At 74.2% G+C, this 13,533-nt stretch carries 13 protein-coding genes; 9 read left to right on the plus strand and 4 right to left on the minus strand.

Annotated features, from left to right (window positions below):
- Positions 1-10: 10 nt before the first annotated feature.
- The 4 genes from AC24FB_RS12885 to AC24FB_RS12900 form a co-directional block, all read right to left on the minus strand.
- Positions 11-886 (minus strand): hypothetical protein, encoded by an 876-nt coding sequence (locus AC24FB_RS12885; protein ID WP_425714872.1) that lies wholly within the window; start codon positions 884-886, stop codon positions 11-13.
- 106 nt (positions 887-992) lie between these two features.
- Positions 993-1,775, minus strand: coding sequence for a hypothetical protein (locus AC24FB_RS12890; protein WP_425714871.1), 783 nt, complete (start codon positions 1,773-1,775; stop codon positions 993-995).
- Between the two features lie 118 nt (positions 1,776-1,893).
- The gene (locus tag AC24FB_RS12895; protein ID WP_425714870.1) at positions 1,894-2,643 is read right to left on the minus strand and encodes a hypothetical protein; all 750 of its coding nucleotides are present in this window, start codon (positions 2,641-2,643) and stop codon (positions 1,894-1,896) included.
- Between the two features lie 131 nt (positions 2,644-2,774).
- Complete coding sequence (locus AC24FB_RS12900; protein ID WP_425714869.1) at positions 2,775-3,497, minus strand: PepSY domain-containing protein; 723 nt, start codon at positions 3,495-3,497, stop codon at positions 2,775-2,777.
- A 234-nt stretch (positions 3,498-3,731) separates the two neighbouring features.
- Between AC24FB_RS12900 and AC24FB_RS12905 the strand changes: the two genes are divergently transcribed.
- The 9 genes from AC24FB_RS12905 to AC24FB_RS12945 are packed head-to-tail and all read left to right on the plus strand — an operon-like array spanning position 3,732 to position 13,473.
- Positions 3,732-5,051, plus strand: coding sequence for an inositol-3-phosphate synthase (locus AC24FB_RS12905; RefSeq protein WP_425714868.1), 1,320 nt, complete (start codon positions 3,732-3,734; stop codon positions 5,049-5,051).
- Positions 5,048-5,911 (plus strand): SCO3242 family prenyltransferase, encoded by an 864-nt coding sequence (locus tag AC24FB_RS12910; RefSeq protein ID WP_425714867.1) that lies wholly within the window; start codon positions 5,048-5,050, stop codon positions 5,909-5,911. The genes AC24FB_RS12905 and AC24FB_RS12910 overlap by 4 nt, the downstream gene beginning before the upstream one ends.
- Positions 5,908-7,473 (plus strand): EboA domain-containing protein, encoded by a 1,566-nt coding sequence (locus AC24FB_RS12915; RefSeq protein WP_425714866.1) that lies wholly within the window; start codon positions 5,908-5,910, stop codon positions 7,471-7,473. Before AC24FB_RS12910 ends, AC24FB_RS12915 begins: the two co-directional genes overlap by 4 nt.
- A gap of 1 nt (position 7,474) precedes the next feature.
- Positions 7,475-8,359: a TatD family hydrolase gene (locus AC24FB_RS12920; RefSeq protein ID WP_425714864.1), complete on the plus strand. Its 885-nt coding sequence runs from the start codon at positions 7,475-7,477 to the stop codon at positions 8,357-8,359.
- Complete coding sequence (eboE, locus tag AC24FB_RS12925) at positions 8,359-9,657, plus strand: metabolite traffic protein EboE (RefSeq protein ID WP_425714862.1); 1,299 nt, start codon at positions 8,359-8,361, stop codon at positions 9,655-9,657. The genes AC24FB_RS12920 and eboE overlap by 1 nt, the downstream gene beginning before the upstream one ends.
- Entirely contained in the window at positions 9,654-11,057 is a 1,404-nt protein-coding gene (locus tag AC24FB_RS12930; protein ID WP_425714861.1) for an alkaline phosphatase family protein, read from the plus strand. Before eboE ends, AC24FB_RS12930 begins: the two co-directional genes overlap by 4 nt.
- A complete protein-coding gene (gene idi, locus AC24FB_RS12935; RefSeq protein WP_425714860.1) occupies positions 11,054-11,596 on the plus strand; it encodes an isopentenyl-diphosphate Delta-isomerase in 543 nt (180 codons plus the stop codon). Before AC24FB_RS12930 ends, idi begins: the two co-directional genes overlap by 4 nt.
- A complete protein-coding gene (locus tag AC24FB_RS12940) occupies positions 11,586-12,716 on the plus strand; it encodes a polyprenyl synthetase family protein (protein ID WP_425714859.1) in 1,131 nt (376 codons plus the stop codon). The genes idi and AC24FB_RS12940 overlap by 11 nt, the downstream gene beginning before the upstream one ends.
- A gap of 49 nt (positions 12,717-12,765) precedes the next feature.
- A complete protein-coding gene (locus AC24FB_RS12945; RefSeq protein ID WP_487560228.1) occupies positions 12,766-13,473 on the plus strand; it encodes a hypothetical protein in 708 nt (235 codons plus the stop codon).
- Positions 13,474-13,533: the final 60 nt, after the last annotated feature.

Consider the following 13,533-nt stretch of genomic DNA (forward strand, 5'->3'; position numbering starts at 1 on the left):
GCGGGTCCGATCACTGCGTCGGCGACAGGTCCGGCTCGATCGGGTTCGTCGCGAGGACCTCGCCGGTCGTGCCGTCCAGGAGCACGCGCCACAGGCCGCCGTCCTCGCGCAGGACGCCGACGGCGAGGATCGGCCGGTCGGCGATGACCTGCTCGATGCCCGAGATCTGGCCCGGGACCGTCTCGGTCGCGGTGGTCGCGGCATCCGTGGCGGTCAGGCCCCACTCGGCGAGGATCGCGTCGTCGCTCGGCTCGATCTCCGGGCCCCACGAGGGCTCGTGCGACTCCGACAGGTGAAGCACGCCGATCTCGAGCTGCCCGGCGGCGGGGTCGCCGACGGTGCGGACGTACCACGTCGGCGGCTCGCCGGCCTGCGGCGCGATCGTCAGGACGGCGACCTGGCCGGTCGCCTCGAGCGCGGATGCTTCGATGGAGGCGACGTCGTCGACCGAGAGGGGGCGGCTGCCCGCCTGCCCCAGCGCGAGGTCGATGGCCGACAGGACGCTGGGGTCGATGCCGAGCTCGGCCGCCGGGTCGCCGCCGGTGTCGTCCGGCTCCTCGGCGGACGGTGCACCATCCGCGGCGCCGTCGTCGGTGCCCCCGTCGTCGGCGGTGCCGTCGTCGCCGTCCTCGGCCCCGTCCGTGGCACCCGGGGCGTCCTCCTCCGTGCTGCCGGCCGCCCCTCCGTCCTCGGGTGCGTCCGCGGACGGCGACCCCTCGGGCTCGGCGGGCGCCGTCGGTGTCGACTCGGGGGCGTCGGGCTCGGCCGCGACCGGGTCGTCCTCGCCGCCGGAGCATGCGGCGACGCCGAGGGCGGAGGCGAGGACGAGCGCGGTCAATGTCCGGATCGGGCGGGTGATCACGTGGGTGCGCGTCGACGAGCTCATGCGACGACGGTAGAAAGAACGGTGTCGTGGGTCACCATCGTCGAACGGGTACTTCAGCCCGTGTGTTCGCAGGTCGGGACGGAGCGGCCCGGCCAGGGCGCCGAGGTCAGGCCGTCGGTGCGTCGGAGGTGTCGTCCGGCGCGTGCGGGGCCGGGACAGCGCCCTTGTCCTGCTCCCCGTCCACCGGCCCGTCGGGGTGCACCTGCCCCGGGTCGTGCTCGGGGGTGACGACGTTGAGGACCTCGCCGGTCACCGCGTCGATCCCCACGCGCACGACGCTGCCGTCGTCGGCGCGGATGCCGACGAGGACGACCGACGCGGGCTCCTCCGGCGGCATGACGACGAGCACCTCGCCCGGGTGGATCGCGAGTGCGGTCACGGCCGCCTCGGAGGCCTGGACCCGCCAGCCCTGGACGACGTCGAGGGCCTCGGTCCCACCGGCCTCCTCCTCGGTCAGCGGGTACGTCTCCGCGTCGGCAGGGTCGACCCGTCCGTCGACGATCGCGGTCAGGCCCATCTCGTCGTCGGACACGGTCCAGGCGTCGAAGGCATCGTGGGAGCCCGTGTCGTCAGGGTTGATGCCGAGGTGGGTGTCGTGCCCGGTGTGGTCGAGCACCTGCTCCTCGATCGCCCGGAGCTCGTCGGGCGTCAGGGAGGGGACGGTCTCCTCGGTCTCGAGGAGCAGCGCGTCGATCGTGTCGAGCGCGGTGGGGCCGAGGTCGAGGACGTCGTCGGTGTCGGGGTAGGACTGCGCCGGACCGTCGGGGCCCGTCGTCGGGCCGTCCGGCGGGACGGTACCGACGGGGTCCCCGCCGGCGCAGGCCCCGGCGAGCGCGGCGACGAGGAGGAGGGCGGGGGCGCTGCGGCGGAGGCGGGTCGTGGGGGACATGGCGTCAAGGTAGGCGCGCGAGCGGTGCCGCGGGGCGGTACGGACCGGGCACGGCTCCCCGGTCAGAGGTCCCCGGCGGGGTGTCCTGCGCGGGGTGGGCGGACCCGCTGCGCGTTCGTCAGGAGTCGTGCTGGTCGGTCGGGATGTCGGAGCCGTCGAGCGGCCCCTCGCTACCGCCCTCGGCCTGTGCGGTCCCGCCGAGCTCGACGGCGTTGAGGACGTCGCCCGACTCGCCGTCGACGGTGATCCGGACGAGCGCGCCGTCGTCCTGGCGGATGCCGATCGCCATGAGCGGGTCCACGATGTCGTTCGTCGTGCCGGTGCCGAGGACCTCCCCCGGCCGCACCTCGAGGGCGCTGGTCACGGCCTCCGAGATGCCGACCGTCCACCGCTGCGTCGCGCCCTGGAGGCCCTCCGACGCGTTCGACATCGGACCCGACTGCGAGCCGAGCGGCGCCTCGCCCGGCCCCTCGACGTGGGCGAAGGCGACCTCGTCCGCCCCGAACGTCGAGATCTCCCAGGCGAACGTGTCGACGTCGCTGACGGAGACGGTCGTCGGGTACATCGACATCACGACGTCGTGCCCGGTCTCCTCGAGCGCGCTCGCCTCGAGCTCGGCGACCTCCTCGGCCGTCAGGCTCGGCGCGTCCGCGGGGGCGCCTGCCGTGTCGCGGTCGATGTTGGTGAAGTCGGCGGGATCGAGGCCGGCGTCCGCGTCGGTGGTCGGCACGTCGGGGGCAGGGGCGGGGGCGGACCCCGTGTCCGGCTCCGTGGTCGGGATGGTCGGGTCACCGCCGCAGGCTGCAGCACCGAGGCTGAGGGTGAGGAGGGTGAGGCCGAGGGGCGCGGGTCGTGAGCGGCGGCGCATGCCACTCAGCGTATTGAGGACCGCACCGGTCGTGATCTGGCGCGGCGGGGGAGTCCTGTCCGGGTTCGGGCACGGCTCCCCGGGAAAGTGGTGCCCGGGGAGCCGTGCCCGTCGGTGTCGGGCGATCAGTGTCAGCCGACGCGGACCTCGCCGGTGGCGGCGTCGACGTACACGTCCACGTCGTCGTCCTCGTCGAAGTCGAACTCCCAGTAGACCGTGCCGTCCTCGGTGTCGAGCTCGATCTCCTCGACCATCGGGTCGTCGCTGATCGCGCCCTCCTCCGCGGCGGCCGTGATGGCGTCGATCATCGTCAGCTCGGCGGCCTCGAGCTCGGCGAGCGTGTCGTCGTCCACGTCGTCGGACTCCTGCTCGACGATCGAGTGGTCGGGGCGCAGCGAGACCTCGATGAGGGTCTGGCCGTCGACGACGTCGACCTCGAAGCCGTCGTCGTCGCGCTCGATCATGACGACGTCACCCTCGGGGGCGACCTCGAGGGCCGCGGTGATGGCGGCGGCCAGGTCGGCCACGCCCGGCAGGTCGGCGGCCGCGCCCGCGTCGTCGCCCTGGTCGTCGGCGTCGTCGTTCTGGTCGTCGGCGTCGTCCGCGTCGTCGGTCCCGGTCTCGCCCTGGTCGTCCGCGTCGTTGTCGCCCGAGCCCGCGCCTGCGGCATCGGACCCGGTCTCGCCGGCGTCGTCGTTCTGGTCGTCGGACCCGGCCCCGGTGTCGGAGTCGGAGGTCGCGCCCTGGTCGTCCGAGGTCGTCTCCTCCTCGGTCGATGAGGAGCACCCGGCGAGAACCAGGGCCAGGGCGACGGTCGTGGTGGAGATGGCGGTGGTGAGTCGGTTCGTCGTCATGGCTCCATGGTGCGGCCGTGACGTGAGAGGCGGGTGAAGGACCAGGTGAGAGCCCTCTTATCCGCCCCGCGCGACCTGCGCTGAGAACCTTCTTATCGACGTGAACATAAGTGCGCCGTCCTGGATTTGATTCGCCGATCGACTGACATAGGGTGCGAGGAACGGGATCAACGAGCGCTCCCGTACCTCCCCCCGGTGCAGACGCTCAGGTAGGTCGTCGAGAGGGTATTTCCCATGTCTGACAGGACGTCATCCACCACGCAGCCGGCGAAGGTCGGTGCCTGGTTCATCGGTGCGCGCGGATCGCTGGCCACCACCGCCACGGTGGGCCTGCGTGCCCTCGCCCGCGGCCTCGCCGAGCCCTACGGCGTCACCACCGCCGCGGCCGACCTCGGCGGCGCGCCGTTCCCCGACTTCGACGACATCGTCGTCGGCGGGCACGACGTCGAAGGGACACCCCTGGAGAAGAAGGCCGCCGAGATCGCCGCCGGTGGCGTCTTCCCCGCCGAGATCGTCTCGATGGTCGCCTCGGACCTTGCCCGCATCGACCCCGAGGTGCGGATCGCGCCGACGGACGGCCCCACGCAGCAGCACGACATCGACCAGATGGCCGCCGACATCGCGGCCTTCCGGACGAACAACGGGCTGCGCACGGTCGTCGTCGTCGACATCTCCTCGACCGAGGCGCTTCCCGACGACCACCCGGCGTTCCACTCCGAGGAGGCGCTGCGCGAGGCACTCGACACCCCGGGCGGCGCGGTCCTGCCGCCGAGCGCGATCGGCGCCGCCGCGGCGATCCAGGCGGGCGCGCCCTACGCCTGCTTCACGCCGTCGGCCGGCATGAGCCTCCCGGTCCTGCGCGCGCGGGCCGAGGCGGCCGGCGTCCCGTTCGCCGGACAGGACGGCAAGACCGGCGAGACGCTGCTGCGCACCGTCCTCGCGCCGATGTTCACGGGCCGCAACCTCAAGGTGCTGTCCTGGGCCGGGACGAACATCCTCGGCGGCGGCGACGGCGCCACCCTCGCGGACCCGCAGGCCGTGCGCTCCAAGCTCGCCTCGAAGACCCGCGGCCTCCATTCGCTCGTCGGCGAGGACGTGGCCACCCCGCTGCACATCGACAACGTGCCGGACATGGGCAACCTCAAGACGGCCTGGGACCACGTCCACGCCGTCGGGTTCCTCGGCAGCCGGATCACGCTGCAGACCACGTGGAGCGCGCACGACTCGGCGCTCGCGGCCCCGCTCGTCATCGACCTCGTCCGCTCGCTCGCCCTCGCCTCCGACGCCGGCCTGTCCGGCGTGGTCCCCGAGCTCGGCTGCTTCTTCAAGGACCCGTGGGGCAGCGACGTCCACGCGTTCGCCGAGCAGACCCGGCGGTACGCCGCATGGGTCGAGCAGACCTCGCTGTTCGCGGCGGGTCGGCCGGCGGGCGGCGACGCGGCCTCGACCGGCGACGCGCCCTCGACCGACGACGCGGCCGGATCACCGGCTGCCGGCTCCGCGAACGGCACGGGCGAGCCGGCCGACGACTCCCGCGTCAGCGCCGGGCGATGACCACCCCGGGGGACCTGGCCGAGCTCGTCCGGGCGCCCGCCGCGCTCACGGTGCTCGGCGACACCCTCGTCGGCGCGGCGTCGGCCCGCGGGAGCGTGGGCGCGCGGGGGGTCGCGCTCTCGGCGTCCTCGGCCTGCATCTACCTGGCCGGGATGGCGCTCAACGACTACGCCGACGCCGACCTCGACGCCGTCGAGCGGCCCGAGCGGCCCATCCCGTCCGGGCGCGTGAGCCGTGAGATGGCGCTGGGCGTGGGCGCGGGACTGACGGCCGCGGGGATCGGCCTGGCGTTCGGCGCCGGCCGCGCGCACGGTCGCGTCTCGCTCGCGCTCGCCGCCTCGGTCTGGGCCTACGACCTGCTCGCGAAGTCGACGCCCGCCGGTCCGCCGGTCATGGCGGTGTGCCGCGGGCTCGACGTCCTCATGGGGGCCGCCGGCCCGGGCTGGCGCCGCGCCCTGCTGCCGGCCGGTCTCCTCGCCGTCCACACAGGGGCCGTCACCACGGTCTCGATGGGCGAGGTGCACGGCACGAGCAGCGCGCTCGCGTCGGGTGCCGCGGCCGTCACGGTCGGCACGGCCGCGACGATCCCCTTCGGCGCGCGCGAGGGCGCCACCGCCGGGGCGATCGTCGGCGCCGCCGTCTACGCCGGCTCCGTCCTGCCCCCGCAGCTCGACGCCGCCCGCGAGCCCACAGCCGCCAATGCCCGCACGGCCACCCGGCAGGGGATCCGCGGGATGGTCCCGCTGCAGACGGCGCTCGTCGCACGCACGGGACACGCGGCCGGGACCGCCGTGCTCCTCGCCGTCCAGGGCGTGAGCCGCCTCATCGCCCGCGCACGCACCAAGGGAGACGTGACATGACCACCGACGCGTTCGTGCTCGGCTACGGGACCAACGGGTTCGCCGACCACCGCCTGTCCGACGCGCTCGACGTCATGGCGGAGGCCGGCTACGGCGCCGTCGCCCTGACGATCGGCCACCCCCACCTCGACCCGTTCGCCGACGACTGGCGGGCGGCCACCGAGGCGCTCGCCGCGGACCTCGAGCGCCGGGGCTTCCGCTCCGTCGTCGAGACCGGTACCCGCTACCTCCTCGACCCCCGCGTCAAGCACCGCCCGACCCTCGTGGACCGCGAGGCCGACAGGCGCGTGGCGTTCCTGCGCCGCGCGGCCGAGATCGCCGAGATCCTCGGCTCCGACTGCGTCTCGCTGTGGAGCGGGGTCCTGCCGGGCGACGTCGACGCGGCCGAGGGGTGGGACCTCATGGTGGGGCGGCTCGCCGACCTCGTCGGGTCCGCCGCCGAGCGCGGCGTCGTCCTGTCCGTCGAGCCGGAGCCGGGCATGCTCGTCGAGACCGTCGCGGACGCCCTGCGCCTGCGCGCCGACCTCGGGAACCCGCCCGAGGTCGGGATCACGGTCGACCTCGGGCACTGCGTCGCCGTCGCGCCCGAGGGCGTGGTCGGCGCCCTGCGCGCGGCCGGCGACCTGCTGCGCAACGTCCAGGTCGACGACATGCTCCCCGGCGTCCACGAGCACCTCGAGCTCGGCGACGGCGAGCTCGACCTCACGGCCGCGATCGCGACCCTGCGGGAGATCGGCTACGCGGGCGTCGCGGCGGTCGAGCTCCCGCGGCACTCCCACGACGCCCCGCGCCTCGCGCGCACGTCCGCCGACGCGTGGCGGGCCGCGGCGGCCGAGGCGGGTGGAGCGCCGGCGGCAGGGGCTGACCGCGCCGGCGGCGCGACCGACTGGTCCGGGAGCAGTGGTCCGTCCGGCGCGGGAATGCGATCCGATTCCGGGGCCGGCGACCCCCGCTCGGCGGCCGGGCAGCACCCGTGGACGACGGGCGCCGTCGCGGCGGTCACTGCCGACCCCGCGCGCGTGACCCGGTTCTTCGCCGAGGCCGGCCGCAAGGTGGGCCGCGCGCCGCTCGACGAGGCCGACACGGGCGGGTTCGCCGGCACCGCCGACGACGCCGCCCGCGCCGCGCTCGTCCGCGCACTGCGCGCCGCAGGCGCCGACGTCGGGCATCTTCGTGCCCTCTACGAGCACGGCGACGACGCCGAACGACGCGGCGTGATCCGCGGCCTCGGCGCCGTGACCGCGGCCGGCGAGCTGCCCGAGGACTGGCGCGCCACCGGCCTCGACCTCACCGCCGACGCCCTGCGGACGAACGACCCCCGACTCGTCGCCGCCGCGATGGGCCCGTTCGCCGCCGCCTGCCTCGACGACCACGCGTGGCGCCACGGCGTGCTCAAGCTCGTGTTCATGGGCGTCCCGCTCGCCGTCGTCACCGACCTCGACCGGCGCCGGGACGCCGAGCTCGCCGCGATGGCCTCCCGGTTCGCCGAGGAGCGCCGCGCCGCCGGCCGCACCGTCCCCGACGACCTGCACCTCATCGACGAGACCCGCCAGGAGGCGTGACATGCGCATCTTCGACCCCCACATCCACATGACGTCGCGGACCACCGACGACTACGAGGCGATGTACGCGGCCGGCGTGCGGGCGCTCGTCGAGCCGGCGTTCTGGCTCGGCCAGCCCCGCAGCAACGTCGGGTCCTTCGTCGACTACTTCGACTCGCTCATCGGCTGGGAGCGGTTCCGCGCCGCGCAGTTCGGGATCCGCCACCACTGCACGATCGCGCTCAACCCGAAGGAGGCCGGCGACCCGCGCCTGGCCGAGGTCATGGACGTCCTGCCGCGCTACCTCGGCAAGGACGGGGTCGTCGCCGTCGGGGAGACCGGGTACGACTCGATGACGCCCGAGGAGGACGACATCCTCGCCCGCCACCTCGCCCTCGCCATCGAGTTCGAGCTGCCCGCCCTCGTCCACACGCCCCACCGCGACAAGGCGCCCGGCACGCGCCGCACGCTCGACGCCGTGGCGGAGGCCGGGATCGGCGTCGAGCGGGTGCTCGTCGACCACCTCAACGAGACGTGCGTCGACATGGTGGCCGACTCCGGGGCGTGGATGGGCTTCTCCATCTACCCGGACACGAAGATGGACGAGGACCGCGTGGTGGCGATCATGCAGCGCATCGGCATCGAGCGCGTCATCGTCAACTCCGCCGCCGACTGGGGTCGCTCCGACCCGCTGAAGACCGTCAAGACCGGCCGCGCGATGCTCGCGGCCGGGTTCTCCGACGACGACGTCGACCGCGTGCTGTGGCGCAACCCCGTCGAGTTCTACGGACAGTCCGGGCGCCTCGAGCTCGAGCCGATCCCCGGGTTCGAGCCGGAGAAGCAGGGCCCCGACCTGTTCGAGGGCAACTCGGTGCTACGCGGCATGAAGTCGCGGCGGGAGGACTGATGGAGCTCTCCTACTGCACCAACGTCCACCCCGCCGAGGACCTCGACGGGATCATCGATCAGCTCCACCGCCACGCCGGTCCCGTGCGGCGCGAGGCCGGGCTCGACACCCTCGGGGTCGGACTCTGGCTGCCCGTCGGCGCGGCGGCCGAGCTCGCCGGGGACGCCGCGGCGCGCGACCGGCTGAGGGATGCGCTGGCGAGCGAGGGGCTCACCCTGCGCACCGTCAACGCGTTCCCGTACACGGGCTTCCACGACGACGTCGTCAAGCTCGCCGTCTACCGCCCCGACTGGACCACGCCCGAGCGGCTGCGGTACACGACGGACTGCGCGACGGTGCTCGCGGAGCTGCTGCCGGAGGGCGGGACGGGGAGCATCTCCACGCTGCCGCTCGGCTGGCGCACCGGCTGGGACGCGAGCGCCGATGCCGCGGCGGAGGAGAACCTGCGCGCCGTCGTCGGGCACCTGCGTGGCCTCGAGGCGCGGACCGGGCGGACGGTGCGACTCGCGATCGAGCCCGAACCGGGCTGCATCCTCGACAACGTGTCCGACGTCGTCGCCTGGCTCGGCGCCCGACCCTCGCTCGTCGAGGACGGGTACGTGGGCCTGTGCCTCGATACCTGCCACCTCGCGGTCTCGTTCGCGGACCCCGTCGGCGCGGTGGCCGCGGCGACGGCGGCGGGCGTGTGGGTGGTCAAGGTCCAGGCCTCCGTGGCGCTCGAGGTGCCGGACCCGGGCGCGCCAGGCGCGATGGCCGCGCTCGAGCCGTTCGCCGAGGCGCGCTACGTCCACCAGGTGCGGGCGCAGCCGGTGGGGGGTGCGGGCGCGGGCGCCGAGGACTTCGGCGACGTGCCCCAGGCCGCCGGCGTGTGGCCGGACGCGGGAGACGCGGCTGACGCCGAGCGGCCGCTCGCCGCCGACGACCTCGTCGACGTCCTGCGCGCCGATCCGCCGTGGCCCGTCGACCGCCCGTGGCGCGTCCATGTCCACGTCCCCCTGCACGCCCGGCCGGCCGAGCCCCTGCGCGCGACCACCGAGGTGCTCGCCGCCGCCGTCGCTGCCGTCCTCGACGCCCCGCACGGCGAGGCGGCGCACCTCGACGTCGAGACGTACACGTGGCACGTCCTCCCGGACCAGCTGCAGCCGACCTCGCTGGTCGAGGGCATCGCCGCCGAGCTCCGATGGGCGACCGAGCACCTCGGCGCCGCCGTCCACCCGACCGCCGTCCACCCGACCGCCGATGCGGCCGATCTCGCGGCCGCCGGCACCACCCGCACGAGAGAGGAGGTGGCCCGATGAACCGCGTCCTGCTCCTCGACGTCGTCGGACTCACCCCGAAAACCCTGGCCGCCATGCCCCGACTCCGTGCCCTCGGTGAGCAGGGCCGGGCCGTGGGGCTCGAGACGATCCTGCCCGCCGTCACGTGCTCCGTGCAGTCGACGATCCTCACCGGCCGCCTGCCGCGCGAGCACGGGATCGTCGGCAACGGCTGGTACTTCCGCGGCGTCGGCGACCCGCTCCTGTGGCGCCAGCACAACCGGCTCGTCGAGGCGGAGAAGGTGTGGGAGACCGCGCGGCGGACCGCCCCGGACCTCCACGTGGCGAACATGGGCTGGTGGTACGCCATGGGCGCGACCACGGACATCACCGTCACGCCGCGCCCGATCTACCACGCCGACGGTCGCAAGAGCCCCGACGCCTACGTGCGGCCGCCCGAGCTGCACGACCGGCTCGTCGGCGAGCTGGGGGAGTTCCCGCTGTTCCAGTACTGGGGGCCGACCGCGTCGATCGTCTCCTCGCGCTGGCTCATCGACGCCACGCGCGGGCAGCTGCGGGGGCGGTTCGGTCAGCCGGCGTCGGACCTGGTGATGACGTACCTGCCGCACCTCGACTACGACCTCCAGCGCTTCGGCCCCGATGCGCCCGAGGCCGATGCGGCCGCCGCCGAGCTCGACCGGGAGCTCGCCCCGCTGCTCGACGACGCGCTCGAGCTGGGGTACTCGGTCATCGTGCTGAGCGAGTACGGGATCGAGAACGCCGACCGGCCCGTCGACATCAACCGGGCGCTGCGCCGCGAGGGCCTCCTCGAGGTCTACGTCCAGCAGGGGCTCGAGCAGCTCGACCCGTGGACGTCGCGGGCGTTCGCCGTCGCGGACCACCAGGTGGCGCACGTGTACGTGCCGGACCCGGCGGACCTGCCGCGCGTCAAGGCGGTCGTGCAGGGGCTCGCGGGGGTGGACGAGGTGCTCGACCGGACCGAGCAGGCCCGCTACGGCATCGACCACGAGCGCGCGGGCGACCTCGTGGCGGTCGCCGAGCCCGGCTCCTGGTTCACGTACTACTTCTGGCTCGACGACGATCGCGCGCCCGAGTACGCGCGCGGCGTCGACATCCACCGCAAGCCCGGCTACGACCCGGCCGAGCTGTTCTTCAACCCGGCCGACCGGCTCGCCAAGGCCAAGGCCGGGCTCAACCTCGTGAAGAAGAAGGCCGGGCTGCGCTACGCCATGAGCACGGTGCCGCTCGACCCGAGACTCGTGGGCGGGACGCACGGGCGGATCCCGGACTCGAGGGCGGATGCGCCGATGCTGCTGACGTCGGACGCGTCGCTGCTCGGGGACGCGGTCGAGTCGGTCGCCGCGACGGACGTGCGGGACCTCGTGCTCACCGCCCTCGGCACGCCGGAGGGGGCGCGGTGACGGCCCCCGAGCTGGTCGTGCTGCTCGACGAGGACGGGACGCCCGTGGGCAGCGCGCCGAAGGCCGAGGTGCACTCGACGGAGACGCCGCTGCACCTGGCGTTCTCCTGCTACGTGCTCGACGCGCGGGGGCGGACGCTCATCACCCGGCGCGCGCTGAGCAAGCAGACGTGGCCGGGCGTGTGGACGAACGCGTGCTGCGGGCACCCGGCGCCGGGGGAGGCGGTCGAGGTCGCGATCGCCCGACGGATGCGCGAGGAGCTCGGGCTCGAGGTCACGGGGATCCGGCCGGTGCTGCCGGACTTCCGCTACCGGGCGGTCGCGGCGGACGGGATCGTCGAGAACGAGATCTGCCCCGTGTTCGTCGGTCAGGTGGCCGGGGACCCGGCGCCCGCGCCCGACGAGGTCGAGGAGTGGGCCTGGCTCGAGGTCGACGAGCTCGTGACCGCGATCGGGGCCGCGCCGATGGTGTTCAGCCCCTGGTCGGTCGAGCAGGTGGCGCAGATGCGCGAGCAGGGGGTGCTGCCCCGTGCCGGGTAGCGCGGCGGTGGACGGGACGACGACGCCCGCCCCACCGTCGCCCGCCCCGTCGTCGGACGTCTCTGCGCTCGCCGCCCAGGTCGACGCGTTCATGTCCGGCGCCGCCACGCTGACGGAGGACCTGTGGGACGAGGTGGTCGCGGGCCCGGCGTCGTCGGAGGCTCTCACCGAGCTTGTCGCGGCCGCGCGAGCGGCCGACGGCGGCAAGTACCTGCGGCCCCGGCTCGTGGCCGCGTCCTGCTACGCCGCCGGAGGCGCGGACCTCCCGCTGCTGCGCCGCGTCGCCGGCGCGCAGCAGCTCCTGCACGTCGCCCTGTGCGTGCACGACGACCTCATCGACGGCGACGAGGTGCGGCACGGGCGCGTCGGCGTCGTCCCCCGTGTCGAGAGTGCGGCTCAGGCGGCGGGGGAGACCGCGACCGACGCCCGACGTCGCGGGTCCGCCGCCGGTGTCCTCGCCGGCGACCTCGCGATCACCACGGCGCTCGGGGCGCTCGTGTCGGCGCCCGCCCCGGCGGACGTGCGGCTGCGGCTCGCGCAGACCGCGCTGTCGGCGCTCCAGCAGGCGATCGCGGGCGAGACCCTTGACGTGTGGTCCGAGACCGCGCCGCCCGAGACGGCCCGGCCGCTGTCCGTGGCGGCGCTGAAGACCGCCTCGTACAGCATCACGCTGCCGCTCACGCTCGGGGCGGTCGCCGCCGGCGTGACCGACGAGGCCGCGCTGGCCGCCCTGGGCGAGGTGGGGGAGCCGCTCGGCATCGCCTACCAGCTCCGCGACGACGACCTCGGCCTGTTCGGGGAGCCCACGACGACGGGGAAGTCCGTCGTCTCCGACCTGCGCGACGGCAAGCGCACCGAGCACGTCCGGGTCGCGGCGCTGCGGGCCACGCCGGAGCAGCGGCGCGACCTCGACCGGCTGCTCGGCGATCCCGACCTCGACGACGACGGGGCAGAGGTCTTGCGCACGATCATCGTCTCCACCGGCGCGCGGGCCGCCGTCCTCGAGCAGGTCGACGCCCTGCTCGGGCAGGCCCTGGAGGCCGCCGAGGCAGGGCTGCCGCCCGCGCTGTCCACCTACCTCGTGGGTCTGACGGCCTCCCTGCGCGATCGCGAGAGGTAACCTCGAGAACTTATGACTACGCGTTGGCAACGACACTCCTGTCGTTGAGATGATGAGGATTTCCGATAGCGACCGCGATGCCCTGGAGGCGAGCAGCGGGGAGACGCCCGAGTGGCGTCTCCTGGAGCTCACCCGGTCCGACTCGATGAACGTCGTCGTCTCCGTCCTCATGAACCCGAGTCTCAGCGAAGCCGTGCTCCGCAGTCTCGTTGAGGCGCGCCCGGACATGGCCGAGTCGATCGCGAGGAAGAAGAATGCGCCGCTGGAGGTGATCGAGGCACAGCCGGTGAACCGCATCGGTGCGGCGATCGTCAACTACATGTGGCGGATCGGGGCCGACGACGACCTGTGGCGTCGATTCGTTTCCGCCCAGCGCGCGCACCCGCCGACCGGTGGCCCCCCGCTCGGTGAGATCACTCGCGAGTATCGGATCCGGCATGAGCGCGACGAGGTCGCGCACCGCGCGGCCACCGCGAGGCATCGCGCCATGCAGGACGAGAATTGGCACATGAATCGTCTGCACAAGGAAGTGGTGGACCCGGCCACGCCCCTTGCCCGTCTCCTCGAGATCGCTCGGGACGACTCGATGTACTTCGCGTCCGCAGTGCTGGCCAGGGAGCCGCTGCCCGTCGAGGTCCTCGCGGTGCTGCGCGAGCTGCATCCTCACGTGGCCGACGAGGCCGAGCGGATCGCCGCCCGGTCCCGTCAGGACCCGCCCCTGGCCCCAGAACGGAAGTCGGTCGAACCCCGAGACTGAGGGTGCAGGTGCGCAGATCAGGTGTCGCTCATCTGTTCTGCAGACCCCACGCCGAGAGTG

The sequence above is a fragment of the Georgenia sp. Z1344 genome (genome assembly GCF_057652375.1).

What these genes read in the sequence shown, in the direction of transcription:
- AC24FB_RS12930 (WP_425714861.1), top strand. Translation starts at nt 9,654, where the DNA reads ATGAACCGCGTCCTGCTCCTCGACGTCGTCGGACTCACCCCGAAAACC.
- AC24FB_RS12885 (WP_425714872.1), bottom strand. Translation starts at nt 886, where the DNA reads ATGAGCTCGTCGACGCGCACCCACGTGATCACCCGCCCGATCCGGACA.
- AC24FB_RS12945 (WP_487560228.1), top strand. Translation starts at nt 12,766, where the DNA reads ATGATGAGGATTTCCGATAGCGACCGCGATGCCCTGGAGGCGAGCAGC.
- AC24FB_RS12895 (WP_425714870.1), bottom strand. Translation starts at nt 2,643, where the DNA reads ATGCGCCGCCGCTCACGACCCGCGCCCCTCGGCCTCACCCTCCTCACC.
- eboE (WP_425714862.1), top strand. Translation starts at nt 8,359, where the DNA reads ATGGAGCTCTCCTACTGCACCAACGTCCACCCCGCCGAGGACCTCGAC.
- AC24FB_RS12915 (WP_425714866.1), top strand. Translation starts at nt 5,908, where the DNA reads ATGACCACCGACGCGTTCGTGCTCGGCTACGGGACCAACGGGTTCGCC.
- AC24FB_RS12910 (WP_425714867.1), top strand. Translation starts at nt 5,048, where the DNA reads ATGACCACCCCGGGGGACCTGGCCGAGCTCGTCCGGGCGCCCGCCGCG.
- AC24FB_RS12890 (WP_425714871.1), bottom strand. Translation starts at nt 1,775, where the DNA reads ATGTCCCCCACGACCCGCCTCCGCCGCAGCGCCCCCGCCCTCCTCCTC.
- AC24FB_RS12905 (WP_425714868.1), top strand. Translation starts at nt 3,732, where the DNA reads ATGTCTGACAGGACGTCATCCACCACGCAGCCGGCGAAGGTCGGTGCC.
- AC24FB_RS12900 (WP_425714869.1), bottom strand. Translation starts at nt 3,497, where the DNA reads ATGACGACGAACCGACTCACCACCGCCATCTCCACCACGACCGTCGCC.
- AC24FB_RS12920 (WP_425714864.1), top strand. Translation starts at nt 7,475, where the DNA reads ATGCGCATCTTCGACCCCCACATCCACATGACGTCGCGGACCACCGAC.